This is a genomic window from Armatimonas rosea (assembly GCF_014202505.1).
Lineage (GTDB): Bacteria > Armatimonadota > Armatimonadia > Armatimonadales > Armatimonadaceae > Armatimonas > Armatimonas rosea.
Genome location: NZ_JACHGW010000002.1, coordinates 1,396,498 through 1,422,428, shown reverse-complemented (window position 1 = coordinate 1,422,428; position 25,931 = coordinate 1,396,498). Strand labels below are relative to the sequence as shown.

At 64.2% G+C, this 25,931-nt stretch carries 21 protein-coding genes; 12 read left to right on the top strand and 9 right to left on the bottom strand.

Features of this window, described 5'->3' with window-relative positions; all coding sequences use genetic code 11:
- Positions 1-12: 12 nt before the first annotated feature.
- On the bottom strand, positions 13-843 hold the full coding sequence (locus HNQ39_RS14535; RefSeq protein ID WP_184197375.1) for a PEP-CTERM sorting domain-containing protein: 831 nt from the start codon (positions 841-843) through the stop codon (positions 13-15).
- A gap of 185 nt (positions 844-1,028) precedes the next feature.
- Here HNQ39_RS14535 and HNQ39_RS14530 point away from each other — a divergent pair, with 185 nt between their 5' ends.
- A complete protein-coding gene (locus tag HNQ39_RS14530; RefSeq protein WP_184197371.1) occupies positions 1,029-2,270 on the top strand; it encodes an endonuclease/exonuclease/phosphatase family protein in 1,242 nt (413 codons plus the stop codon).
- Here the strand turns inward: HNQ39_RS14530 and uxaC are convergent.
- Positions 2,267-3,673, bottom strand: coding sequence for a glucuronate isomerase (gene uxaC, locus HNQ39_RS14525; RefSeq protein ID WP_184197368.1), 1,407 nt, complete (start codon positions 3,671-3,673; stop codon positions 2,267-2,269). The two genes, HNQ39_RS14530 and uxaC, sit on opposite strands and share 4 nt — an antisense overlap.
- A 74-nt stretch (positions 3,674-3,747) precedes the next feature.
- Here uxaC and HNQ39_RS14520 point away from each other — a divergent pair, with 74 nt between their 5' ends.
- The 4 genes from HNQ39_RS14520 to HNQ39_RS14505 all read left to right on the top strand — a co-directional run bounded on the left by HNQ39_RS14520 (position 3,748) and on the right by HNQ39_RS14505 (position 8,448).
- Positions 3,748-5,046: a dicarboxylate/amino acid:cation symporter gene (locus HNQ39_RS14520; protein WP_184197365.1), complete on the top strand. Its 1,299-nt coding sequence runs from the start codon at positions 3,748-3,750 to the stop codon at positions 5,044-5,046.
- Between the two features lie 6 nt (positions 5,047-5,052).
- Positions 5,053-5,448, top strand: coding sequence for an ATP-binding protein (locus tag HNQ39_RS14515; protein ID WP_184197362.1), 396 nt, complete (start codon positions 5,053-5,055; stop codon positions 5,446-5,448).
- Between the two features lie 35 nt (positions 5,449-5,483).
- Positions 5,484-6,302, top strand: coding sequence for a M55 family metallopeptidase (locus HNQ39_RS14510; protein WP_184197359.1), 819 nt, complete (start codon positions 5,484-5,486; stop codon positions 6,300-6,302).
- 280 nt (positions 6,303-6,582) lie between these two features.
- On the top strand, positions 6,583-8,448 hold the full coding sequence (locus HNQ39_RS14505) for an ankyrin repeat domain-containing protein (protein WP_184197356.1): 1,866 nt from the start codon (positions 6,583-6,585) through the stop codon (positions 8,446-8,448).
- Here the strand turns inward: HNQ39_RS14505 and HNQ39_RS14500 are convergent, their stop codons facing one another.
- Positions 8,449-8,976 (bottom strand): TrmH family RNA methyltransferase, encoded by a 528-nt coding sequence (locus HNQ39_RS14500; protein ID WP_184197354.1) that lies wholly within the window; start codon positions 8,974-8,976, stop codon positions 8,449-8,451.
- A gap of 189 nt (positions 8,977-9,165) precedes the next feature.
- Between HNQ39_RS14500 and HNQ39_RS14495 the strand changes: the two genes are divergently transcribed.
- The 5 genes from HNQ39_RS14495 (at position 9,166) to HNQ39_RS14475 (ending at position 16,707) form a co-directional block, all read left to right on the top strand.
- Positions 9,166-10,260: a Gfo/Idh/MocA family protein gene (locus HNQ39_RS14495; RefSeq protein WP_184197351.1), complete on the top strand. Its 1,095-nt coding sequence runs from the start codon at positions 9,166-9,168 to the stop codon at positions 10,258-10,260.
- Between the two features lie 118 nt (positions 10,261-10,378).
- Complete coding sequence (locus tag HNQ39_RS14490; RefSeq protein ID WP_184197348.1) at positions 10,379-12,202, top strand: S9 family peptidase; 1,824 nt, start codon at positions 10,379-10,381, stop codon at positions 12,200-12,202.
- Between the two features lie 23 nt (positions 12,203-12,225).
- A complete protein-coding gene (locus HNQ39_RS14485) occupies positions 12,226-14,208 on the top strand; it encodes a DUF1553 domain-containing protein (protein WP_184197345.1) in 1,983 nt (660 codons plus the stop codon).
- A gap of 91 nt (positions 14,209-14,299) precedes the next feature.
- On the top strand, positions 14,300-15,637 hold the full coding sequence (locus tag HNQ39_RS14480) for a DUF1501 domain-containing protein (protein ID WP_184197342.1): 1,338 nt from the start codon (positions 14,300-14,302) through the stop codon (positions 15,635-15,637).
- Entirely contained in the window at positions 15,634-16,707 is a 1,074-nt protein-coding gene (locus HNQ39_RS14475; RefSeq protein ID WP_184197339.1) for a WD40 repeat domain-containing protein, read from the top strand. The genes HNQ39_RS14480 and HNQ39_RS14475 overlap by 4 nt, the downstream gene beginning before the upstream one ends.
- A 15-nt stretch (positions 16,708-16,722) precedes the next feature.
- On the opposite strand, the gene HNQ39_RS14470 is transcribed toward HNQ39_RS14475, so the two are convergent.
- Positions 16,723-18,573, bottom strand: coding sequence for a hypothetical protein (locus tag HNQ39_RS14470; protein WP_184197337.1), 1,851 nt, complete (start codon positions 18,571-18,573; stop codon positions 16,723-16,725).
- Positions 18,574-18,682: 109 nt separating this feature from the next.
- Positions 18,683-19,060, bottom strand: coding sequence for a DUF7009 family protein (locus tag HNQ39_RS14465; protein ID WP_184197334.1), 378 nt, complete (start codon positions 19,058-19,060; stop codon positions 18,683-18,685).
- A 103-nt stretch (positions 19,061-19,163) separates the two neighbouring features.
- Here HNQ39_RS14465 and HNQ39_RS14460 point away from each other — a divergent pair, with 103 nt between their 5' ends.
- Positions 19,164-19,913: a peptidase associated/transthyretin-like domain-containing protein gene (locus HNQ39_RS14460; RefSeq protein WP_184197331.1), complete on the top strand. Its 750-nt coding sequence runs from the start codon at positions 19,164-19,166 to the stop codon at positions 19,911-19,913.
- A gap of 39 nt (positions 19,914-19,952) precedes the next feature.
- On the opposite strand, the gene HNQ39_RS14455 is transcribed toward HNQ39_RS14460, so the two are convergent.
- Positions 19,953-20,900: an alpha/beta hydrolase family protein gene (locus HNQ39_RS14455; RefSeq protein ID WP_184197328.1), complete on the bottom strand. Its 948-nt coding sequence runs from the start codon at positions 20,898-20,900 to the stop codon at positions 19,953-19,955.
- A gap of 25 nt (positions 20,901-20,925) precedes the next feature.
- Here HNQ39_RS14455 and HNQ39_RS14450 point away from each other — a divergent pair, with 25 nt between their 5' ends.
- Positions 20,926-22,791: a hypothetical protein gene (locus HNQ39_RS14450; protein ID WP_184197325.1), complete on the top strand. Its 1,866-nt coding sequence runs from the start codon at positions 20,926-20,928 to the stop codon at positions 22,789-22,791.
- On the opposite strand, the gene trpS is transcribed toward HNQ39_RS14450, so the two are convergent.
- From trpS to lysA, 3 genes are read right to left on the bottom strand one after another with little or no spacing between them, the layout of a single operon-like run.
- Complete coding sequence (trpS, locus tag HNQ39_RS14445) at positions 22,788-23,807, bottom strand: tryptophan--tRNA ligase (RefSeq protein ID WP_184197322.1); 1,020 nt, start codon at positions 23,805-23,807, stop codon at positions 22,788-22,790. The genes HNQ39_RS14450 and trpS overlap by 4 nt on opposite strands.
- An 11-nt stretch (positions 23,808-23,818) precedes the next feature.
- A complete protein-coding gene (locus HNQ39_RS14440; RefSeq protein ID WP_184197319.1) occupies positions 23,819-24,526 on the bottom strand; it encodes a site-2 protease family protein in 708 nt (235 codons plus the stop codon).
- Between the two features lie 3 nt (positions 24,527-24,529).
- Positions 24,530-25,855, bottom strand: a complete 1,326-nt coding sequence (gene lysA / locus HNQ39_RS14435) for a diaminopimelate decarboxylase (RefSeq protein WP_184197316.1) — start codon at positions 25,853-25,855, stop codon at positions 24,530-24,532.
- Positions 25,856-25,931: the final 76 nt, after the last annotated feature.

The following is a 25,931-nucleotide window of genomic DNA, read 5'->3' as shown; positions in this document are numbered from 1 at the left end:
TTGTATCGGGTCCTACTTGCGGCGGCGTTTTACCGCAAGGCCGGCCAGCCCCAAGGCGGCCAGAGCCAGCGTCCCCGGCTCAGGAATCACCGCAGAGGGCATCACTGCGGAGTCGAAGAGCTGGACGTTGTCGAGCTCATAGCCCCCGTTGGCCGCCGCCTGGCTAGTCACGTACAGACGGAACGCGGTCACACTGGCACTATCCTGGATCGGAACATTTCCGACCAAGACATTGTTGAGGTAGATATGCGCTCGGGCAGCTGCCACCGCCCCTCCGGTGCCGTAGTTCACCGTACTGGCGGAGCCGTTCATCACCACGGAGAACGAGTAGTTGGTCGCACTGGTGAGGGTTACCCCGGAGACCGTGCCCCAGGCACTGGTTGCGCGGCTCTGGAGGATTCCCCCCGTGGTTATCTGGAATCCTGCCATCAGATCCGCAGACGCGAAGGTGGAGTTACTGGTGAACGTGGTCGCTCCGGTGCCCGCCCCAAAGAAGAAGGAGCTCCCGGCCGAGAAGGCGGTGGGAGTCCGGAGGTCGAAGCTTAGGGTCGCCACATCGAAGGCGGTGTAGGTCCCCGAGGTGACTCCGAGTCCCGTCAAGCTTCCTGTGGTGGCCAGAAGCTGAGCCGAGGCCCCCGTCCCAAAGCTTGAGGGGTTCTTAAAGGCAAGGATGGGGGTTGCCCCCGTACTGATACGCGCGTAGGTAAACGCGGTGTTGCTCGTGGTGATCGTCGTTCCGTCGGTATTGGTTCCGAAGTTCTCCGAGAAGAGAGGAACCTGGGCATGAGCTGCAGCCGAGATAAGTCCAAGTGCGAAGAGTGAGGCGAGGCGAGTGATTGTCATTTATTTTCCATCCACATCGGGTAAAAGCGCGGCGAAACGGGGCAAGAGCGCCTAGGGTGGCCCCTAAGCACTGCCTGCAATTCTACCTGATACCTCGTCGTTTTGCGTGCTCGTGCAGATGAAATTTGCGTTAATCCTGGTGGCTCCCGCAAGGAATCGGCCGTGTTTCGGGTATACCCGTAACTATGCTTGGTCTCCCCCTCCCCCTTAGCGTCCGCTCGCGCCTTGTCGTGCTTGTGTTTGGTGGTACTCTCCTGCTGGCCTGCCCACCGCTCGCCCACGCGCAGCAGTCTCTTCGGGTCGTCACGTGGAACGTCAGCGCCTACGACACCAGTGCCACCACCACGGGTCGCCTCACGGACTTCCGAACTGCGATCTACGGGGTCAATGCTGCCAATGGGCTCACGATGGCCCCCGATGTCTTTATCGGGCAGGAGTTTATGAGCCAGGCCGCGACCACGGACTTTCTGACCAATGTCCTCAATGGCGCTCCGGGTAGCCCCGGGGACTGGGCGGCTGCACCCTTTGTCGCCACGTCGGGCAATGGGACGGGTCTGGCGGGCGAGAGTGCGTTTTTCTACCGAACCAGCAAGGTGCAGTACCTAACCACCACCACGGTAAACGATGTCTCCCAGAACTTTCCCGTGGTCAACAACAACGAGCAGCCACGCAATACCTACCGCTACGACTTCCAGCTCAACGCCGATACCAGCCAGAAGTTTGGTGCCTATAGTGTGCACATGAAGTCCAGCACGGGCGCAAGTAATGAAGCCCGACGCCAGCTAGAGGCGGACCGGATTCGCCGCAATGCCCAGGGGATCGACACCAACGGGGCACTTGCGGGCGGTGGGCTCCCCAGCGGCTACCACTATCTTGTGGCCGGGGACTTTAATATCGCCAGTAGCTCGGAGACCGCCTACCAGACCCTGACCTCAGGTAGCTACAATGGCTCGTCGGTGGGGGCGTTCTTCGACCCCATCAAGACTCCGGGGAACTGGGATATCAACAACAACTCGTTTCGCTTTGTCCACACGCAGGACCCGGTGAGCAACATGGACAGCCGCTTCGACCAGATCCTGCTCTCCCCTAGCCTCGTGGATGGCACGGGTACGGACTACAAGGGCAACTCCCAGCTCGCCTACAGCACCACGACCTGGAACGACCCCAACCACTCCTACCGGGCTTGGGGCAACGACGGCACAAGCTGGGCGACCGGGCTCACGACCACCAACAACGGCATGGTGGGCACCGCGATCGCCACCGCGCTCAAGAACTCCGCGCTCTCCGGGGGGCACCTGCCGGTCTTTTTGGACATCAACTACACCGCCCTGACCGTCCCCGAGCCAGGGACACTCGCCCTCGCCGTCTTGGGGCTGGGCGCGCTGGTGCGCCGCCGACGCCCGTCCCCCCAAGAGCGCGGTACCTAGAGCCGGTAGGCAGTCTTTGCCAGGTCGTAGCAGAGCGCCGTTGCCATCGCGGCGGCATCTGCTTCGTCGATGACGTGCTCGACGACCAGCCCCGCGAGCCAGTCGGCCACCACGCGCCGCCAGACATCGTGGCGGGCGGGAATCGAGCAAAACGCCCGGGTATCGTCGTTGAAGCCCGCCAGGTTCCAGACTCCGGCGGTCTCGACCACGCCCTCCAGGAAGCGGCGCATCCCCAGGCGGCTGTCGAAGAACCACCAAGGCGGCCCGAGGCGCAGCACCGGGTAGTGCCCGGCCAGCGGGGCCAGCTCGCGGGAGTAGAGGGTCTCGTCGAGCGTAAAGAGGATCAGCGAGAGGCGTGGGTCGGTGCCAAAGGCATTAAGAAGCGGCAAGAGATTGCGCGTAAACTCCCCCGCGACCGGGATATCGGCCCCCTTGTCCGCGCCAAACCGCTCAAAGACCGTCTTATTGTGGTTGCGGTGGCTCCCGACATGCAGCTGCATCGTCAGGCCATCGTCGGCGCTCATCCCTGCCAGCGTGTAGAGCATGTGCGCCGTGAAGCGTGCGGCATCCCCCGGCTCGGAGCGCCCTGCCAGCGCCCGATCAAAGAGCGTGCTCGCCTCCGAATCGGAGAGGGGCGTCGTGTCCGCGGTCACGGCGGCGTGGTCGGTCGCCGTGGCCCCGAGGCTCTTGAAGAACGCCCGGCGGTTGCGGAGCGCCTCCAGAAATGCCGCGTAGGTCGTCACGCTCACGCCACTTGCCTGCTCCAGCGCCGTGATACTCTCGCGCCAGCCCAGCGCATCCAGATTCACGACCGCATCGGGGCGGAAGGTCGGCAGGATCTTCCCGCTCCAGCCCGAGCTCCGAATGGCCTGGTGGTGGGTGAGCGGGTCGCTGGCGGCATCGGTGGTGCAGAGGACCTCGATCTTGAACTGCTCGAAGAGCGCCCGTGGGCGGAACTCGGGGGTCTCTAGCCGCGCCGCGATCGAGTCGTAGAGGCGCTGGGCATTTGTCGGGCTGGGCTTCTCGGTGAGCCCAAAGACCTCGACTAGCTCCTGGGTCAGCCACTGGCCACTCGGGGTCCCGGCAAAGAGATAGAAGTGCTCGCAGAAGACCTGCCAGATCTTGCGGTGGTCGCTCTCGGTCGGGCCGCCGTCGCGGCGCGGCACGCCCTGCGCCTCCAGCGAGATTCCCTGCGAGTAGAGCATGCGAAAGACATAGTGGTCCGGGATGAGCAGCAGCTCGGCGGGGCTCCCGAAGCGGTAGTCCGGGTTGGAGAAGAGCGCGGGATCGACATGGCCGTGTGGGCAGACCAGCGGCAGGTCTTTCACCGCGGCATAGAGGGTCCGGGCCACCCCACGACGAGCGGGCTCGGGCGAGAAACAGCGATCAGGATGGAGGTTCATGACAGGGGTTTCGTCGTAAACCGGTTGATATCCTCCTAGCAGGAAACCTCCGCTTGCCTGTCGAAGATGCGGGCATGAAACATCGCATACCGCTCGCGCTACAGGTGCTGATCGGGGTGGCTCTGGGAATCGCGCTGGGGGCAGTCTTGGGGAAGTGTGAGCTGACCGAGACGCTCGGGGCGATTGGGACCCTCTCGATCAAGGCGCTCCGGGCGCTGGCGGTGCCGCTGGTGTTCTTTGCGATCCTGGATGCCTTCACCAAGACCCGGATCGAGGCGAAGAAGTTCGGGCGGCTGATGCTGATCTGCCTGGTGAATGTGACGGTGGCGATGGTGATCGGGCTGACCATCCTGAATGTCTTTCAGCCGGGCAAGCTCTGGCAGGGGCACCTGGAGACCCTGATCGCCCAGACCAAGGCCAAGGCCCCGGAGCTCAAGAAGGTCGAGGACCCAGAGGCACCCGGCGCGACCCTGGAGCTACTCCCCAATGTCAGCTACTACGTCCCGTCGTCGCTGGTGCGCCCCTTTGTCTACAACAACCTCATCTCCGTGGTGCTGCTGGCGCTGCTGACGGGGGCCGCGATCCGCCGCGTCCGTGCCGAGCAAGAGGCCCACGGCGAGCGGACGATCCAGACGGTCGAGAGCTTTATCGCCGCGTGCTACCAGGTGCTTCTCGTCATGCTGGAGTGGATCGTTAAGACCGTCCCCTACGCGGTCTTCGGGACAGTCGCCAAGGTGGTCGGGGCATCGGGGCTGGGAGTCTTTGCCCTGCTCTGGGTCTTTCTTTTGGTCGCGCTCTCGGGGCTGGCGCTCCATAGCCTCATCTACTACCCGACGATTGCCTGGCTCTGGGGCAAGAAGTCTCCCAAGGTCTACCTGGGCAACGGTGCCGATGCAATCCTCACGGGCCTCTCGACCAACTCCAGCCTCGCGAGCGTCCCCATTACCCTCAAGTGCCTGGAGAAGATGGGAGTCTCCACGGCATCGGCGCGCCTGGCGGCCTGCGTGGGGACCAACCTCAACAACGATGGCATCACGCTCTACGAGGCGATGGCGGCGCTCTTTCTGGCGCAGGCGCTGGGCAATAATCTGGGTCTGGGCGCACAGTTTCAGATCGTGCTAGCATCAATCATGGCCGGCGCAGGGATCGCCGGAATCCCCGAGGCGGGCCTGATTGTCCTGCCGCTCGTCCTCTCCACTGCTGGCCTCTCCGCCGAGACCATCGCGGTCGCGCTCCCCCTGCTGATTCCCGTGGACTGGATCATCGCCCGCGCCCGCTCGGGAGTCAATGTCATGAGTGATATGCTCGTGGCAATCCTGCTGGATGCCGGACAAAAATCCACCGAGCCCTTGGAACCCAATCAGCTCTCCTAACGCCCCATGACCGAGCTTCTGCGCCTGCGCCTGCCCACCGACAACGCTTTTGTGAGCGTTGCGCGGGAGGCGGTTGTCTCGGTGGCGCGGAAAGAGCGTATCAAGGAGCCCGACCGTGAGGCGCTCCGCCTCGCGGTGGGCGAGGCGTGCAACAACGCGGTCGAGCACAGTGGTGCGCGGGGGATGATCACCCTACGCTGCCTGCGTGACCATGCCTTTCTCTATGTCGAGGTCAGCAACTCCGGCGAGGCCCCCCTCCCCGACTCACCCGCCGCCATGCCCGATGCCAATGCGGAGGGCGGGCGTGGCCGTGCGCTCATGGAGGCCCTCACCGATGGGGTGGAGTACTTTGTCTCAGAAGGAGAGACCCTCGTGCGGCTCAAGAAGCGCTTGCCGCTCTAGCCACTTGGGATACAAAGCGAATCAGGAGAAAATCTATGCGTGTTCTCATCATGTCGGATATGGAAGGTGTCAGCGGGATCGTGACCTGGAAGCAGGTCGAGGGCGGCTCGCCGATGTACGAAGAGGGGCGACGGCTCTACACCGAGGAGATCAATGCCGCGGTGCGCGGGGCTGTTGCTGCGGGTGCGACCGAGATTGTCGCGGTGGACTGCCACGGTGCGGGCGGCGACTGGACCTTTAACTCCTATGTCCCCGAGCTGCTCCACCCCGCCTGTGAGTGGGTCGCGCACCACACGTGGAGCCGCTACACCGAGCTCCTGGAGCAGGGCTGCGATGCCGCGCTGATGGTGGGGATGCACGCGCGCGCCGGAACCCCCGATGGGGTCATGTGCCACACGATCTCGACTGTCACCTGGCGCAACCTGTGGTTCAACGAGGATTTAGTCGGGGAGCTGGGGATCAATGCGGCGCTCTGTGGGCACTTCGGCTGCCCGGTCGCGCTGGTGACGGGCGATGAAGCCACCTGCCGTGAGGGGCGCGAGATCCTGGGCGACGACCCGGTCTATGTGGCGGTGAAGCGCGGCCTCTCCCGCTACTCCGCCCGCCAGATCCCTCCCGTACGCGCCCGCCAGATGATCGAGGACGGTGCCCGCGAGGCGCTCTCTCGGGTCAAGAAAGGCCGCGTCTACGCGGTCGGCTCCCCCACGACGATCACCGTCGAGGTGGAGACAGTGGAGCGGGTCGGGCAGTTCCGCAACCGCAAGGGGGTTGAGGTAGACGGCATGAAGGTCTACAGCCGCGCCGAGAACTGGATGGCGGCGTGGGACCAGATCTGGCCGCAGGCAGAGAAGTAAGCACCGGCCTCCCGGCATCCCTCCCCCCGGCCCCCTCCCTTCCCCTGAAACCCAACTTCGTTGGGGGGAAAGGAGGGGGTGAATCTACCAAACCCACCCCCACTCGTTCCTCGTCTCCCCTCCCTTCGTCCCCGCGAAGCGGGAAACAGAGCGAAGGGAGGGGCCGGGGGAGGGATGCCGAAGGGATGTGGAGTTTTATACACGTTTCCCTATGCGATCCTAGGGGAAAATGGTATTAAGGTTCGAGACGTAAAATCGATCTTAACCGACTATTGGAGCCATGACAATGAAACACTCCCCTCTCCTCGGCGCTACCCTCGCCGCTCTCGCTCTCGTGCATCCCGCCGCCGCACAGCCGCCGCCGCCCGATATTAAGGCCGTTCAGCTCACCGCAGAGCTCTTTCGCGCCATCCGGCTCGGGGATGTGGCTGGCACAAAAGCAGCCCTGGAGCACGGGGCCGATGTGAACCGCCCCAACTGGATTATGTTCCAGCCCCTAGACTGGGCGGCTGTGATGAACCAGCCGGAGGTCGCCAAGCTCCTCCTCAGCCAAGGGGCCGCGACCAGCGGCGGAGCCAACGGCACTGCTCTCGTCAATGCGATCCTCGGCGGGCACGAGGGCATGGCTCTGGACCTGCTCCGCCAGGGAATCTCCAAAGAGGCCAAGCGCCCGGACAAGGCCACCACGCTGATGCTCGCCGCGGCCTACTCCACTCCGCCCGTCCTCACCAAGCTCCCCCAAGACACCGCGGAGCTTGCCCAGCAGGATATCGACGGTGCCACGGCGCTGATCTACGGGGCACGCCTGGGCAAGACCGCCAATGTCAAGCTCCTCCTCGCCGCCGGAGCCAAGACCGAGCAGACCGACAGCCATGGACGAACCGCGCTGCACTACGCCGCTATGAATGGCTTCCCGGAGACGGTCGATGTGCTCCTGAAGGCGGGGGCAAGTGCCAAGGCGCTCGATAAAACGGGAGCCACCCCACTCCATCTGGCGGCGCGCTACAGTGCAAATCCCAAGATTGCACAGAGCCTTGTCAAGGCAGGCGCGGGGCTCACGGGCCGCGATAGCACGGGCAAGACCGCGCTCGGCCTGGCCCAGGCACGCCGCCATACCGCGCTGGCCGCGGTGCTCAAGGCGGCAGGCGCGCGCCCGGAGCCGCTCGCCGCGACACCCGCAACCCGCCCCGCGATCCAGAAGAGTCTCACGGCCATGGAGGCGGGCATGACCCGTTTTCTCTCTCGCTCAGAGTGCTCGTCGTGCCACCACCAAGGATTGGGCCTGGCGGTCTTGGGCAATGCCGCACTCCGTGGCTTTGCGGTCGACCGTGGCATCATCAAGGGCAACCTAGACCGCATCGGTGAGGTGGGGCAGCAGGGGGCTCCGCTGATGCAGCTCGCCCTAACCGATCCCAGCAAGTTTCATATCGTCCCCACCTCGGAGATGGAGGAGTTCCCGATTGCTGCTTCCTACACCTTCTGGGCGCTGGATGCCAACCAGGTACCTGCCAACCCTGGCCTGAGCGGGATGGCCGAGTATGTCCGTCGGCAACAGCAAAGTACAGGCAACTGGAGCTTCATCCTGCACCGCGGCCCGATGCAGGAGAGCTTCCAGACCATGACGGCGCTTCAAGTGCTGGGAATGCGCCGCTTCCTGGAGAAAGACAAGGGGGACGAGACCGTGAAAAAGGCGCGGGCGTGGTTTGTCAGCGCTCCCACCAAGACCGTCGAAGATCGCTCCTCGCGCCTTCTTGGCCTGCGCTGGACCGGCTCCGAGCCCCGTGTTCTCCAGACCGAGGTTGCCCAGCTCGCCAAGCTTCAGAACGCCGATGGTGGCTGGAGCGGGAAGCCGGGTGCCCCGAGCGATCCTCTTACCACCGGGCTTGCGCTCTACAGCCTGCGGGTCGGCGGGGCAGCTCCGCTCAGCCATCCCGCGGTGCGCAAGGCGACGGACTACCTACTGCGCCACCAAGACGAGAGTGGGGCTTGGTATGTCAATAAGACGGTCGCGCCGTTTAACTACTACTTCGACGGTGGCTTCCCCGGTGGGGAGTCGCAGTATGTCTCGTTTGCGGCGACGGGCTGGGCAACCCTCGCCCTGATGGAGGTCAGTGACACGCCGAAGGTCAAGACTGCCCGGCGGTAGTCACCCGCGACTCTCTTGCCCAGGATTCCCGTTGAAGAACGCAAACGAGCGCTCCCTTGGCGGGGTTCCAAGCGGTGTGGCGGCAGCAAAGCCCAGCTGCCGCCACGCCTCGTAGACCGTGACAGCGACCGCGTTGGAGAGGTTCAGGCTCCGGCTCCCGGGCATCATCGGCAGGGTCAGCACGGTCACCTCGGCGAGAATCTCCTCGGGGAGGCCGCGGGACTCCGAGCCAAAGAGCAGCGCATCGCCGGGCTGAAACTCCGTCTCGTAGGGAGTGGCCGCTCCGCCGGTCTCGATGGCAAAGACACGCTGCCCAGCCAGCGCCGCCTTGCACGCTGCCCAGCCCGCGTGACGCTGGACCTCAGCAAACTCCTCATAATCCAGGTGTGCCCGGCGCAGGCGCTTGTCGTCCCAGGCAAAGCCCAGCGGCTCGATCAGGTGCAGCGCCGCACCCGCGTTGGCACAGAGCCGGACGATATTGCCGGTGTTCTGGGGCATGTCGGGCTCGTGGAGAATGACGGAGATCATGAGGGGATTTTACCGCGTCGCCGGGGATTGGAAATCCCCGGCACAAGGCAGGGAGCGTCCCGAGGACGCGAAAACCAAGGGAGTTTCTGCGTCCTCGGGACGCTCTTAAAAAATCTACCGGGGATTTCAATCCCCGGGCAGGATTCTGGCATGGCTCTGGCGTAAGGTTTTACCCGGAAGGTTCTTTCTATGGATACAGAAATCACAACAATCTCCGAGGGCGGCACGGTTGAGGCCAAGCCCCTCCGTGTCGGCTTTATTGGCTGTGGTGGGATCGCGCAGACCCACATCGGCTACATGACCAAGATTCCGGGTGTCTCGATTGTCGCGGGGGCGGATATCCGCCAGGTGGCACTGGATGTCATGCACAACAAGCATGGGGTCGCCACCGACCACCTCTTCACCGATTTTAACGAGATGCTCAAGACGGTCGGGGACGATATCGACGCGATCTCCGTCTGTACGCCCAACGGGGTGCACGCCAAGGCGGCGATTGCGGCGGCCAATGCGGGCAAGGACATCCTCTGCGAGAAGCCCATCGCGATGAACCCGACCGAGGCGCAGGCGATCGCCGATGCCGTGCATGCCAATGGGGTCAAGTTTGTCATGGGCTTCCAGCACCGCTACGAGCCCAAGAGCAAGTATGTCCGCGATCTGATCGAGAGCGGCGCCCTGGGCAAGATCATGTATGTCCGCGCCCAGGCCCTGCGCCGCCGTGGTATCCCGAACTGGGGTGTCTTTGGCCGCAAGGAGCTGCAGGGCGGTGGCCCGATGATCGATATCGGGGTACATATCCTCGATACCGCGCACAGCCTGATCGGCAACCCCACCCCGATCACCGCGACCGGCAACACCTGGACCTGGATGGGCAACAAGCCCAGCGAGGTAAAGAGCCAGTGGCCGGGCTGGGACCACGAGACCTACACGGTCGAGGACCTGGCCGCCGGTATGATCCGCTTCGACAATGGGACGATCCTGACTCTGGAGTCGAGCTTCTGCAACCATATCAAGGAGGATGTTTTTGACATTCAGATCATGGGCGAGAAGGGCGGCGTCATCTGGAGCACGTCGGAGACCTACACGGACTGGGAAGGCTACATGATCAACGCCACCCCCGCGTTCTACCCCAAGTGGGACATGTGGCAGTACAAGATCCAGCACTTCATCGAGGTGGTCCGCGACGGCCGCGAGAACGAGTGCCCGGTCGAGCACGGTGTGATGGTGCAGAAGATGCTCAGCGGCATCTACGCCTCTGCCGAGCAGGGCAAGGAAGTCGCGATCTAACCGTCGCCTCGCTCCGTTTTTTGCGCCCCACTGGCCCTCGCGGTTGGTGGGGCGTTTTGTTTTGGTTGGACGGGCGTTTTGGGTTCGGGCGCATAAACGCCCCAGGTATAATCCCCCCATGAGCACAGCAAGCACAACCACGGAGAATTGGAAGCAGATCGCCCGCACCGGGTCGGTGACGTGGCCGCAGCTCGCGGCGAAGCGGCCGGAGCGTGGGGTGGCGTTTCATAGCCAGCGGGGAGCGCTGGCATGGAACCCGCAGACCGGGGAGACGCGGCGTTTGTTGCCGGAGGGCGTGGGAAGCGGCTTTGGATTGCTCTCCCCCGATGGCGAGTGGTTCTACTTCTTCAAGGACACCAAGGGCAACGAGAAGGGGCACTATGTCCGCGCCCGCTACGATGGCACCGGGGAGCTAGAGAGCCTCACGCCCGACTTTGCCCCGTACTCCTCGTCGCTGACCCCGTTTCCGCTACCGATTGTCTCGATGAGCGCCTCGGGCAACCGCATTGCGTTTATCTTTGTCGACGGCGACGGCTACCACCTGTGCACCGTTGAGATTGCGAAGGACGGAGCGCTGGGTGCGCCGAAGATCTTACACGAAGGCAAGCCGCTCCTGCGTGGCCCGATTCTCTCGGCGGATGGCGCGGTCTGTGTGGTCTGCACCAACGAGCGCACCGGCAAGCAACAGTATGACCTGCTCGTACTCGACACGCAGGGCGAGGAGCTCGCGCGCTGGAAGGGCTGGGGGCCGACCAGCCTGGAGACCACGGCGTTCTCCCCGATCCCCGGCGACTACCGCTTGCTCTGCACCAGCGATGACTCCGGGGTGAAGCGCCCGCTGCTCTGGGACGTCGCCCTGGGCGAGTCCGAGCTTCTCTTGGGCGAGGGACAGCTTCCCGGTGAGGTCGTGCCGCTCTGCTGGTCGCCGGACGCCAAGAGTATCCTGCTGTGCCGGAGCGTGGACGCCGCGCACGAGCTCTGGGTTTGGAAGGCAGGAAAGCTCACACGGCTGGAGCACCCGTCGGGGACCATCACGTACTTTGGAGGGCTGGGGGCGACTCTGAGCAACGACGGTGTGGCGAGCGTTCTCTTTTCCAGCGCACAGCAGCCGCGTCAGCTCCTGGCGTTCTCGGCGAGCGGTGCAGGGAGAGTGCTCCTCTCGGGCGGCGAGGCACCGCAAGGGACAACCGTACGCTCGGTGACCTTTCCGTCGTCGGATGGCGTGCCCGTGCAGGCCTGGCTGGCGACCCCTGAGGGCGCGGGGCCATTTCCGACCGTGATCGAGGTACATGGCGGGCCACACGGAGTCACCAACCAGAGCTTTGGCATGGGCGCTCCCTATCTGGAAAACGGCTACGCCTTTCTCTCGGTCAACTACCGCGGCTCGACGACGTTTGGGCGGGAGTTCTTGCAGAAGATCTGGGGCGATGTCGGGCACTGGGAGCTGGAGGATATAATCGCCGCGCACGCCTTTGTGGTTAGCGAGGGGATCGCCGACCCGAAGCGTGTCGTCATCACGGGCGGCTCCTACGGGGGCTACCTGACCCTGCTTGCTCTCGGAAAGTGCCCCGAGCTCTGGGCAGCGGGCGTGGCCCATGTCGCCATCGCCAACAACGCCCTCACCTACGAAGACTCGTCGCCCTTGCTCCAAGGGATCATGCGTGCCAGCTTCCAAAGCACCCCCGACCAGAACCCAGCGCTCTGGGAGCGCAGCTCGCCGCACACCTACGCCGCGGCGATCCAGGCCCCGGTTCTGGTGGTTCAGGGCCTCAACGACACCCGCTGTCCCCGTCGGCAGATGGAGGTCTACGAGGCGCAGCTCAAGGAGCTCGGCAAGCAGATCGAGGTGCTCTGGTTCGATGCCGGGCACGGTGTGGGCAATACCGAGCAGTCGATTGGCTTTACCGAGCATATTCTGGCGTTTCTTCGCTCCAATTGCTGAGGCAGTGTGCTAATATGGGAAGCGTGGCAACTCTCTCTCCTCTCTCGCTCGGACGTGCTGTTCTGTGCCTTCTGGGGCTCCTGTCCTGCCTTGCGCCTGCGCGGAGCCAGGAGCCGACCAAGAACCCGGAGGAGTACTGGTACCGCCAGGTCGAGCCGCTGCTGGATAGGTCTTGCCTCAAGTGCCACGCGGGTGTGCGTCAGCAAGGCGGCCTGGACCTGCGCTCGCTCCAGACCATCCTGCGCGGCGGCGACCAAGGCCCCGCCGTGATTCCCGGAAAGCCCGACCAGAGCCGCCTGGTCCAGTATGTCCTGCCCCAGCCGGGGCCGCACATGCCGCCCGACCCGAAGAAGCAGCTCAGCGCCGATGCCATCACGATCCTCAAGACCTGGATCACGCTCCTGCCCCCCACCCCGGCGGCGACCACGAAGAACAACACCTGGGTGCCCGCCTACCTGGAGAGCTACCAGCGCTCGCTACCGTCGGTGGGGACTCCGCCACCGGGCCAGAGCCCCAGCGCGACCATCGACTGGTACTTGCAGGCGAGCTGGAAAGCGGATCGTATCACGCCTGCCCGCCCTACCAGCGATACCGCTTTCGCCCGGCGTGTCTATCTGGATCTGGCGGGGCGTATCCCCAGCGACACGGAGCTCAAGCAGTTTCTGGGCGACTACCACGGCGACAAGCGCGCACAGCTGGTGAGCAAGCTCCTGGCCTCCGACGACTACGTGCGCCACTTCCGCGAGGTCTTTGACACGCTCCTGATGGGCCGCCGCTTGGGTAAGAACGGGGCGTGGAACACCTACCTGGAAGATACCTTTCGGCGGAACCGCCCTTGGGATCAGGTGGTGCGTGAGCTCCTGATCGCGCGTCCCAGCGACGGACCAGCCCGAGGCGCGACCTGGTTTTTGGCGGCCCGCAACAACAACTTCCAGTCGATCGCGGAGGCAGTTGCCCCCGTGGCCTTTGGGGTGAAGATCGGGTGTGCCCAGTGCCACAACCACCCGCTGGCCTGGGAGATCGAGCAGCGGCACTACTGGGGCCTGGTAGCGGCCTTCAACCGCGGGAAGAATGTTGACACCGGCATGGGCCAGGCGGTCGCGGAGAGCGCGATTGGCGGCTTTATCAACTTCGCCAACCTCAAGAAAGAGTCCCAGCCCGCGGCGCTGGTCTTTCTGAATGGCAAGTCTGTCGCGGAGCGGGTGCCCGCCACCGATGAAAAAGAGGTCGATAGGCCCGAGCTCTACGTCGTTCCGCCCACGCCGGGGCGCGCCGCAGTGCCCAAGTTCTCCCGTCGTGAGGCCCTCGCCGAGGCGGTGACCCACGACAATCCCCTGCTGGCACGCGCCTTTGTCAATCGGATATGGGCCAAGCTCATGGGCCGCGGCTTTGTCCAGCCGGTCGATCAAATCGACTCCAAGCACCGCGCCAGCCACCCCGAGCTCCTCGACTGGCTCGCCAAGGACTTCGAGCGCAGCGGCTACGACATCAAGCGGCTTGTCACGACCATTGTCCTGACCCGTGCCTACCAGCTCGACACCAAGGTTGCGGGCAAGACCCCACCCCGACCGGAGTCGTTTGCGCGTGCCCTAGAGCGCCCCCTCTCCGCCGAGCAGCTCCTGCACTCGCTCCAAGTGGCCACGGGAACCAAGCCCGATAGCCCCGAGACCGAGAAGCTAGAGAGCGGCTTTATCACCGCCTTCCCCGAGCTCATGCCCGACACCTATAATCCATCACTGCAGCAAGCGCTCTTTCTGACCAACTCGCCGCTGGTCGATAGACTGCTCAAGCCCGCCCCCGGCAACGCCACCGCGGCCCTCGCGGCGCTTCCCACCCCCGAGGCCCGGGTTCGCGCCGCCTTCCAGCTCGCCTTCGCCCGCCTCCCGGACCCGACCGAGCTGGTGCAGTGCAAGGCCCTGCTTACCACCACGCCCTCGGCGGAGCGCGGTGTCCAGAATCTCTTGTGGGCCCTGCTCACCAGTGCCGAGTTCCAGGTGAACCACTAATGTCCCCCCTAACCCCCGCCTGGCGGGGGGACTGATCAGAACATTCCTACTATTCCCCCCGTTGCACGGGGGTTAGGGGGCAAAAAAATAGATGAACGACGACGAGACAACGATTGCAGAGGAGGGGAGCTGCACGCCTCCGGAGCACACACTCCACCGGCGGCTCTTTCTCCAAGGACTTGTGGGCGCGGGCGCGGCATCGGCGCTCAGCTGGACCGGGCTCTTCTCCCCCGCGGCGCTCGCGGCGGAGGCCAAGCGCCAGCAGAAGCACTGCATCCTGCTCTGGCTCTGTGGTGCCCCCAGCCAGTTTGAGACCTGGGACCCCAAGCCCGGCAGTGTCTTTGGCGGACCGTTCCGCGCGATTCCCACCAAGCTTCCCGGTGTCCAGTTCAGCGAGCTCATGCCCAGCTGCGCCAAGATCGCCGATAAGCTGGCTGTCGTGCGCTCGATGAAGACAAAGCCCAACGAGCACTTCCAGGCCATCGACCTTCTGACCCGCGGTGCCGCGCCGCGCGAGCCCTTTGTGCGCCCGATCCTGGGCTCGGTGCTGGCACAGCAGCTCGGGCACCTCGATAATCCCATCCCCAACTTTGTCTTTCTCGATCCCAACCCCCGCGGCAATGAGTTTGAGTCGTTCAAGGCGGGCAACTGGGCGGGCTGGCTGGGCGCGCAGTACGGGCCGGTGCGGGCGGGCGGTCAGTACAAGCTCGCCGATGTCAACCGCCTCGCCGACACGACCACCCAAGACTTTGAGCAGCGCGAGGCGCTCCGTCGGTTCCTGACCAAGAAGTACGAGAACGAGCGCACCAGCGCAGCAGCCAGCTCCCAGAATGCGATCTTCTCCCGGGTGAAGGGCCTGATGAGCTGCGCCGATCTCTTTGACCTAGATAAAGTCAATCCCAAGGACCGCGAGCGCTACGGGCCGGGGACCTTCGGGCTCCACACGCTCCTGGCGCGCAACCTGGTGGAGAACGGCGCTCCGTTTGTGATGGTGGCCAATGGGATGCCCTGGGACTGCCATGTCTTCCAGCACGAGATCTACCAGATGCTGGTCCCGGAGACGGATCGGATTGTCGCGCACCTGATCAACGACCTAGAGGAGCGTGGCCTGCTGGACAAGACCCTCGTGGTGGTGATGGGCGAGTTTGGCCGGACCCCCTGGCTCAACGCCGCCCGTGGCCGCGACCACTACCCCGATGCCTGGAGCCTGGCCATGGCCGGCGCGGGGATCAAGCGGGGTGTCGTGGTGGGCGCGACCGATACCGATGGAGTCGATGTGACCGAGAAGCCCTACAACGAGAAAAACCTCTTCGCGACTATCTTTACCGCGCTGGGCCTTGATCCCTACGCGGAGTACGAGGCCGACGATATCCCGACCTTCTACCGTGTCGAGGACCGCGCCGAGCCGATTCGGGAGATCCTGAAATGAGCGAGCCCACCCTCAAGCCCCTGAAAGACCTGAAGCTCCCCACCGCGGTGCTCGCGGTCGCGGCGTCCCCCGATAGCAAGCAGCTCTTCGCGGCCTGCCTGGATGGCGGTGTCTGGGCGGTGCCGGTGGAGTCGGGTGTCCCCCAGCGCCTCGGCAAGCACGAGAGCTACGCCAGCGGGGTGTGCTACCTGAGCAAGAGCCAGCAGGTGCTCTCGGCGGGCTACGACGGCACCCTGCGCTGGTTCTCCCCCACCGAGAACAAAGAGCTGCGCACGGTCAAGGCACACAGTTTTTGGTCGTGGAAGCTACGGCTCTCCCCCGATGAGCGGCTGGTGGCGAGTGTCACAGGGCAGTATCTTGCGGGCGGCTACAAGTACGAGCCCGCCGCCGAGCGCGAGCCCAGTGTCAAGGTCTACGATACCGAGACAGGAGCCCTGCGCTGGGCTCTCTCGCATGTCCCTCCTGTTCTCTCGGTGGCCTTTAGCCCCAACAACCGCTACCTGGCGGCCGCCAACCTCATGGGGGAGATTCGGGTCTGGGACCTGGAGAGCGGCAAGCAGCTCGCGGCCTGGACCACGCCAGACTTTACCTGCTGGGGGATCATCAAGAGCCCGAACTATATCGGCGGTATCTTCGACCTCGCCTTCACCCCCGATAGCAAGGAGCTGCTCGCCTGTGGCATGGGTCCGATGGAGGACCCGATGGCGGGCAATGGCAAGCAGACCTGGCAGCGCTTCGCCTGGAGCGAGACGCCCCCACGAAAAGTCGCCGAGATTCGGGCGTCCGATGCGGGCGCGGGGCTGATGGAGTCCCTACGCTTTCACCCTAACCAGAAGCACTTTGTGATGGCAGGCAAGATCGCGCAGGGCAAGTGGAACGCGGGGCTCTTCGACGCCGGCTCCGGTAGCCTGGTCCAAGGGGTCGATAGCAAGATGCGCATCACCGACTCGCTCTGGCTGCACGGCGGGGCGCTGCTCGCGCTTGCGGGAGCGACGAGCCAAGAGAAGAAGAACAAAGAGGGCCGTTCCCCGGACTTTGGGCACATCAAGCTGTTCGAGTGCACATCGTGAAGAGAGCCGCCTCGCTCAGAGAACCGTGAGACAAAAGGCGCGCGTATCCTCCACCCAACCCCAGAGCGCCCCGGTCGGGACATAGAAGAGCTGAGTCGTCCCCGGCCAAGGGAGTGTCGTGCGCTTGGTCTCCACAAAGATGCCGTCTCTCCACCGGAGCTCCACCAGAGCTGTCCCTGCCGCGACGAGGAGCTGCTTTTCCGTGAGCAAGTAGGCGCTGACCTCCCCCAGCTCGCCCACGGGGACAAAAGCACCCCCTTTGCGGTAGTACAGCCTTTTCGCACGCCCCCACTCCTGTGTCCAGAGAAGCACGATGGGCAGCTTGGGATCGGCGTCCAACCGGGGACGAGCACTTGCCGTTTGGCCCGCAATAGGAATCTCACTCCAGCTCTTGGTCGCCCGGTCTAGCCGGAAGACCCCACGCATTCCCGAGCCCAAGACCTCTCCAAAGCTAAGACAGAACTTGGGGAGGTCGTTTTGAAAGAACACAGGCGGGTCAAAGAGTGTGCAGGCCTTGCTTGGCAGCTCGACATAGAAATAGACAATCTTTTTGGGCTCAGACACCCGCTCGCCTATCCCCCAGATCGCTCGGTCATTGGTGGTGAGAACCGTCGCATTGCGGAGTGGCTCGGGGAGGGCGATACTCTTGTCACCGGAGTTCGAAAAGAGCTGGCTCTCGCCACGGACATGCCAGGCCGGCCGGGCTTCGAAAAAGTTTGCGGAGCCGGGTGTTGGCTCCGGTGGCCCCGTGAGCGGCACGGGCGGGAGGTTCCAGGCATTCTCGTGGTGGGGCTGGTAGCGGTCTTGGTCCGCGACCGGAACCCAGGCCTGTGTCTTGAGGGAGTAGCGCAGCGCCTCACCAGAGTAGCGCGTCTGGGCTCGGCTATTGCTTTGGTAGCGAGGGCGCACCACCAGAACGGTCCCCTCGGGCTCCCGTGCCACGACAGTCGGTGGACTCGCCCTACCCTCGTTCGCCTTTTGGTAGACCGGAGCGGGAATCGGGACGACGGAGGCAAGGGTGCCGCGGCTATCGAAGAAGGCCAGCTCGTAGCGCTGAAGCTCGCGCTCTTGTCGCTCTTGCCCCAAGCGAATCGCCCAAAACTCCCCTGTCTCCGTCCCCAAGGCGTGCGTGTAGGTGTAGGCGTCCCCCTCACGCTCCGAAGACGGCGTAACTCGCTCCAAGGCAAGCTTACTTTCCTTCTCCGCGACCGTATAGAGCTCCCCTGTTGTGCTGAGAAAGCGTACCTGCCCCTGGGGCGTCTTGACCATTGCCAGGGGAAGTAGGCTCCGGGGGAGTAGGTTTAGCGGGGGGAGGTCCAGAGGAAGCCTACGCACGACTCCGGTAGTACGCTCGACCACGAAGAGCTCGGGGGGGGTGTATTTTTCGCTCCCGCGAAATCCGCCGTTTACTTGGATGGGGGCAAGAGAGAGGCGCTCTGCGGTCAGAAGGAGCACAAAAGGGGGGGGGACTGCTGTCCACCCTCCCCGGGCCAAGCCGATGAGCTCCTCCGGCTTGGGACAAGCAAGCTGGGCGAGGAGACGCCAGCGGTCTTTTGCGCTCTCGTAGACGTAGAGCGCCACGGTAGCATCGTCGGCACGCACCACGGCGGCGGCCCCGTCGGCGCTCGCGGTTACCTGGAGGACCTCCCGGCCCGGAAGATAGAGCGCGACCGGCTGCCCTTTGGTCACGCGCTTGATGCCATCGCGAGTCGCCACCCAGGTGGTATCACCATAGGTCACGGAGTGCGTGTGCCTGTTGACCAGAGCGCTGTAGAGCACCATCCGGCCACCAAACAGGCCAAGACGAGAATAGAGGTACTTGTCCGCCCCCTCCCGCTGAGAAGGCACAAGGCCACGTCGCAACATTATCAGAGACCTCCCTCGCAAGTAAGAACCATGTGGCGCTTGCTTGCTTCAGTTTCTCTATTTTACACAGCGAGATCCCCGCCGGAAGCTCCCGGTGTGTGCCTTCGGTTCATGCGGTCCGGTGCCGCTCCGCGAAGCCGTCGGGGGCCGGGAAGGTCTCGCTCTGCTCCTGAACCGGCTCGGGGCGTGGGTGGAGGCAGGGGAAGTCTTTCTCGACAAAGTAGGTAAAACTCTGGTTGGCGCTGGTGAAGTAGACCCCCTCAGTCTCGGGCTGGCGGAGCGTCGCGAGGGAGTCGGGCGAGAGCGTCAGGACGACCGTCCCTGTCGCGGGCGCTTCCAGGCCACTCCCCTCCCCGAGCTGTAGGGTCACGGACCAGCCGCCTGGAAAGGTCGCCGCCAGTGTTGTGGGCTCGCCTTGCTCCAGGGCCGCCAGCTCACTCGGGGTGATCCGCAGGCGTAGGGAGCTCTCCATCCAGCGCACTTTCATGATGCCCCCAGTTTCGGCACCCGCGCTCGCTCTTCCTGCTGTCGTTGCGCTTCGGTAAGAGAAGCGCGTATACTACCGCAAACCCAAGGAGTCTTAACCGATCATGACGATTCGTCCGCTTCTTATCCCCTGCCTTATCCTGGGCTCCGTTGCCCTCGCGCAGGATGTTGCCACCGTCCCCACGCGCACGCTCGCGCAGAAGAAAGAGCTTCTCTTCTCCGACAACTTCCAAGGCCCCGAGCACGACAAGCGCTGGCACCGGGTCGTGGATACATTTGCCTTTGAAAACGGCGCTCTCAAGGGCACCCAGACCCGCGAGAAAGACATGCCCTCCGCCGATGGCAAGTCGGTGATCACGGCCCATGCTGCGGTCTACGGGCTTGAGCTTCCCACCAAAGACAGCGTGGTGGAGTGCAAGATTCGCTTTGAGGGCGCATCGATGATCGATGTGGAGTTCGACGACCGCAAGTTCACGGGCTCGCACTACGGCCACCTGTGCCGCGCCCAGGTGCGGCTCAATAAAGTGACCCTAATGGACGAGCGCGACGGGAGCCAGAGCAATGCGCTGATCGAGCTGCGTAAGGACCCAGTCGCCAACAAAGAGGCGATCCGCAATCTCCAAGCAACCCACAGCGCGAGCTTCCCCGCCCAGCTGGAGGCCGGCAAGTGGTACACGTTGGTGGTCGAGACGGTCGGGGAGGAGATGCGGGTCACGATCGACGGTAAGCCGGCGGGCTATCTGAAATCACCGGGAATCGGCCACGCCACCAAGTCCAAGATCGAGCTAGGAGTCGGGGGAAAAGACGGCTGGTTCGACGATATCAAAGTCTGGAACGCCCAGCCGGCGAAATAGGAACGTTCCCACTCCCAACTATTGCTCGGGCTTGCCCGATTAAGGATTGGGATGACCAGGTGTTGTCGGCTTGTTGAGGTTCTTCTCCAGAAACGCAATCGTGCGGCTGGCCATGTCGAAGAGGTTGGGGATGTGGCCGCCGGGCAGGATAGTGCGCTCCTTCGGGTCTTTAGCCGCCGCAAAGAGCGCCTCGCTGCAGGCCTTCGGCACGACATCGTCGGTGGCACCGTTCAGAAAGAGCAGCGGGCGCGGTGCGGCGTGGCTGATCGCGGGCACGGGGTCGACATCGGCGAGGGCTTGGCGAATCTTGGCGGCATCGGTCTCGCCCGTGTCTCGGAAGCGCTTGGCGAAGGGATGGGCACTGGTGGTGATCAGGGTGCCCCAGTCGCCGCCCGCCACCCAGAGCGCCGCCGCCGCAACACGTGGCTCGTCGGCGAGGAAGCGTGCGCCCAGGACCCCGCCCAGCGAGACCCCCACAAACCCAATCCGCTTGGTGTCGATATCGTCGCGCGAGGCCAGGTAGTCCACGGTCGCCCGAAGGTCCTGCACCGTCTGCGCCGCGATCGTCCGCATCCCCGCCAGATCCTGCTCCCCCACTCCCTTCCCATTGACCTTGGGGCGCTCCCCGTGGCCGGCCACATCGATCGCCACCGTGAGATAGCCCTTGCCATTGAGGAGCAGCGCGAGTGCCTGGAGCTGGTTCTTATCGCCCCCGAGGCCATGCAGCAGGATCACGGCCGGGCGCTTGCCCTTCGCCGGCACATTGGGCACCGAGACCAGCGCGGGAACACGGGCACCGCTCCCACCCAAAAAGCTCAGGTTGTAGAGCGAGAGCGGCTTCCCCTGGGCATCTTTGCGCTGGGTCAGCTGCGGCTGAAGCGCCGCCGCCGGATCGTAGACAATTCCAGCAAGGCTACTGGTCTGGGCTGCAGCGTGGGGCATCACCAGACAGAGTGCCAAAAGCGGAAGAAAGCGGCTATACTGCATGGAGAAAGTATATCCGAAATATCTCATGACTGAGCTTAGGAATGTCCAGCGCCGCTACTTTCCTCTCGCCCTCACCGGCCTGCTGCTCCTTGCAGGTTGTCGCTCGGAGGGCTGGCAGAGCATGCCTCTCCCGCCACCAACACCCCTCCCCCCCTGGCCCGAGCGCTCCGCGGAGCAGCTTCCCTTCCTCTTTCGCGAGACCGAGAGTCGCCTAAATCTCTGTGGCAACGAGGCCCTCTTTGCCTGGCGGCGGCTTGCGGGGCTCTACCAGCACTTGGGGCAGTCGGAGCAGGCAGTGCGCGCCCTGGACAGAGCCGCACAGCTCCTCGACAAGGCCCTTGCCACGCCGACGCAGCAGAGCACCGAGCGCTCCGCCCTCGCCGACCAGTACCTGGCGCTCAAGCAGCCGGAGCGTGCCCGGGGCCTCTTGACGGCCTACCGCTACCAGGGTGTCTTGCCCACCAGCGCCGCCGCGCTCAAGCGCACCACCCTCACAGAGAACGAGCTGCGCAACCTCAAGAACCTCGATATTCTCCTCTACCCTCGCCTGCTGCTCGCGCTAGTCGATCAGGGACCGCAGGAGGCACTGCGCCGCGAGCTCCAGCCGCGTCTTGACTTCACGCTGATGCGCGGCCCCGAGGGCGGGCGCACCGAGCGCTTCCATAGCGCGATCCTGCTCCAGTTCCACCTCAGCAAGCCCGAGGCCGCCCTCAAGGGCACGGAGCTCCAGCCGCCCCAAGAGCAGCTTCGAACCCTCTCTTGCCTCCTGTGGGGAGGAACGATTCAGCCCTCCGCCATTCTCTTCCAGCGGGATCGCTTTAAGACACTGCAAGCCCGAGTCACACCGCCCCTGAAGGCCGCTCTGGAGCAGCGTCTCACCGGGGCACTGGGCCGACTCACTCCCGATCCCCAGCTCGATATCGACCTCGCGGCGGTGGCGACACTCGCCCAGCAGAGCGGTGCCCCCGCCCTCGCGACCCTGGCCCTCACCCGGATGGCGAGCCGTCCTTACCAGGCACAAGCGCACGCGGAGCTCCCTCAGGGCCCCTACCTGAGCCTTCCCCCCGTCCCCCCGACCCTCCGCACCTTTGAGCGTAGCACGTTTCTGGGGCGCAACCTCGGGCGCATCATGGGCCTCGACGATAGCCGCTACCAGGAAAAGCTAATCGAGCAGTTCTTTGCGGAGCTAAAAACCGATAAGGACAGGCTCCTCTTTAGCTCGCATGTTGCTAATCTCTGCTGGAAACTGGAGCGCCCCGATCTCATCGACCGGCTCTTGGGCCTCTACCCCGAGCCTGCTTTTCAGTGCCACCAGACCCTGAAAAAGTGTGAGTGGGCCCTCAAAAAAGACAGTCCTGTCCAGGCAGCGGAAGCGCTGAAGCGGGCTCTGGCACAGCTCCCCCAGATCCACAAGGTAAGCCACCAGCTTCAGGAGGCCATGCTCGCGGTGGACCTTGCCCGCAAGCTGAAGGACCGCACGAGCCTGGGGCAGCTCCGCACGCAGATCGAGGGGTTGCTGCCCCAGGTGACGATCATGGCGCTTCGGACGGAGGGGAAGGTCTATCTGGCGGGGCTTCACCACCAGCTGGGGGACCGCGCGGGCTACGAAGCGCTCCAGGCGGAGCTGCACCAGTTTGACGCCAGCTACCCCTTTGAGACGCTGGCGCTCCAGAGCCGACTCCAGCGCATGGCGACCGAGCTCAATAAGCTCAAGGCCCACGGACTCGCCGTCAAGACCTTGAGCGATATCCGGAGCCCCTTGATCCAGGCCAATGGGCTCATGGAGCTGGGGGAGGCTCTGGTGGGTGCGCCGCCGCAGCCCCTCTACGGCCCCACCGCGAGCCTCCAGAACGGACCCGGAGCCGGGCGGGGCCTCGGGAACCTGCGCTAGAGCCGCAGAGCGCGGCGGACCTGCTGGAGGGTCTCCTCGGCGACTGCTGCGGCCTTCTCCGCCCCGCGCTTGAGCAGACGATCCAGCTCGGCGGGATCGCTCTCGTAGAGGGCGCGGCGCTCACGGATGGGCTCTAGCATGGCGTTGAGCACCTCGGCGGTCTCGCGCTTGCTCTGCACACAGCCCCGTGCCCCAGAGCGGCACTCGTCCCACTGCGGCTGGAAGCCCTCCGGGTCGTAGAGCTTGCGGAGCTGACAGACCGCACAGCCCTCGGGAACCCCGGGATCGTCCTTGCGGATCTTGGTGGGTGTCGTGAAGGCCGTCTTGAGGCGTGTTACGACCTCGTCGGGCTTGTCGGTCAGGTAGATACAGTTGCCGTAGCTCTTGCTCATCTTGCGCAGTTGCCCGCTCTCGTCGGCATCGAGTCCGGGTAGCACGCCGGTGGCCTCCGAGATCAGCGCATCGGGGATCGGGAAGACCTCCTCGCCCACCAGGTGATTGAAGCGCCGCGCGATCTCGCGGGAGATCTCCAGGTGGGGCGCTTGGTCCTTGCCGACCGGCACGACATGGGCGCGGTAGACAATGATATCGGCGGTCTGGAGCACGGGATAGCCCAGGAGCCCGTAGCTCGGCCCCGAGTCCCCACCCCCCTCGCTGACAAACTCGCGCTTCTCTTTGTAGGTCGGGACACGCTCCAGCCAGGAGACAGGCGTGAGCATGCCGAGGAGCACGGCGAGCTCGGCGTGCTGGGGGACCTGGCTCTGGCGGAAGATCGCACACTTCTCGGGGTCGAGCCCTGCCGAGAGGTAGTCGAGGACCACCTCACGGCTCGCGGCTGCGATATCGGGGGGGGCGCTATTGAGGGTCGTGTAGGCGTGCCAGTCCGCGACAAAGCAGAACATCTCGTAGCTGTCTTGGAGCTTGGTCCAAGGCTTAAGCGCCCCTTCGTAGTTACCTAGATGCAGCCGACCGCCCCCGGTCGGCTGCATCCCTGAGAGCAGTCGTTTCTTTTGCATTTCGTACGTATTTAGTCCACCGGCGGAAGCATGGGGAGCAGCAGGTTGAAGAGGAACTTGATAATTGGCAGGAGGAACCAGCCAATCGCCCCGGAGTACGAGAGCCCCAAGAGAACAAAGAAGCCGTACTTCTGCATAAAGGCGATGTAGCCACGGCTCAGGTTCTCGGGCAGGAGCGCCGCGATCACATGGGACGCGTCCATGGGGTGCACGGGGATCAGGTTCTCCGCAAAGACCAGGATATTGAGCATGGTCGCGATCATCATGCCCACAAAGACATAGATCGCCCAGTCCGGGAAGCCGCCCAGGTAGCCCCCAAAGGCAAGGCGGACAATGACCGAGAGGAAGGTGGCAAAGACCAGGTTCATCACCGGCCCCGCGATCGCCACCAACGCCATTCCGGCGCGCCGTCCGACCACGGTGAACTTATCGGGGTCGGTCTTGACCGGCTTACCCCAGCCCAGAGGCATCCCCAGGAGCGTGGTCACCGACATCAGGATAAAGCCAAGCGGATCGAAGTGGGCAAAGGGATTGAGTGTCAGCCGTCCTTGCTCACGCGGCCCCGAGTCGCCCAGCTTTGTCGCCATCCAGGCATGTCCGAACTCATGGACCGTCGTGGAGCTAATAATCCCGATCAGGACCATCAGCCAGAACCACCAGGGAAGGGCAGGCTGGGCCATGCCCATTGAGTGAAGGGTGTGCAGCAGAAACTCTCTCATTGTCTATTCCTCCAAAAAGCGCTGCGGGAGCCGCTCCTGTCGCAGCAAGTCGTCGTAGCTCTCCCGCTCCCAGACCACATCCGCCTGTCCGTCGTGGACAAAGACCACCGCGGGCCGTCGGAAGCGGTTGTAGTTACTGGCCATACCATGATTGTAGGCACCCGTGGTCTGCACCGCGAGGATATCCCCGGAGTGGACCTCCCCCAGCGCGAGCTCGGGGAAGAGCAGGTCGGTCTCACAGTGCTTCCCGGAGACCGTCACGGTCGTATCGGTCGCCTGCGCGGCGCGCCCTGCCACCAAGACCGAGTAGCGGGCATCGTACATCACCGGGCGTGGGTTGTCCGAGAGGCCGCCGTCCACGGAGACAAAGGTCTTGGTGCGCTCGGCCAGCTCGATCTTCTTGATCGGCCCGACCGTGTAGAGGGTTGTCCCCGCCTCCGCGACCAGCGCACGCCCCGGCTCCAGCATCAGGCGGGGGAAGGGAAGCGCGTGCTTCTCCAGGGCCCCCACCACCGCGCTCACCACCGAGTCGGCGAACTCCTCATAGCTCGGCGGGTTGTGGCTAGGCAGGTAGCGCACCCCCAGCCCCCCTCCGATATCCAGGTCGGTGCAGACAAAGCCGGTCGCCTCGCGGATCGCGGCCACAAAGCCCACCATGATCTCGGCGGCGTCTTCGTGGGTGTGGCTGTCGAGGAGCTGGGACCCAATATGGCAGTGAATTCCCTTGAAGTCAATACCGGGCAGGGAGAGCGCCTCTTGGACAGTCGCCAGTGCCAGACCGGAGGACACACTGATCCCGAACTTGCTGTCTTCCTGGCCCGTGCTGATCTTGGCGTGGGTGTGGGGGTCGATTCCCGGGGTGACACGCAGCAAGATCGCCTGGGTCTTGCCCTGCGCCGCCGCCAGCTCGGAGAGGCGCTTGAGCTCGTAGGGGTTGTCCACCACAAACCGCCCCACCCCCGCAGCCACTCCCATGGCGAGCTCTTCGTCGCTCTTGAAGTTGCCGTGGTAGAGGATCTTCTCCGCCGGGAAGCCCGCCTTGAGCGCGGTGTAGAGCTCGCCGCCCGAGGCAACATCCAGCGCAAGGCCCTCTTGCTGCACCAGGCGCACCATCGCCATGGTCAAAAACGCCTTGCCCGCAAACGAGACCTCGACCTCACCCGGGTAGCGGTCGGTGAAGACCTGCGTAAAGCGGCGGCAGTTCTCCCGAACCAGGGCCTCGTCCATGACATAGAGGGGCGTGCCAAACTCCGCGGCCAGCGCGAGTGTGTCGCACCCCCCGATCTCTAAGTGCCCCTGCGCGTTGATTTTCTGGGTCCCCAGCAACATACCGATTCTGATTCCTTGATCCCTAAGATGTGAAAAAACGCGCGGCGGTTGCTAGTTCAACCGTCGCGCATCGTTT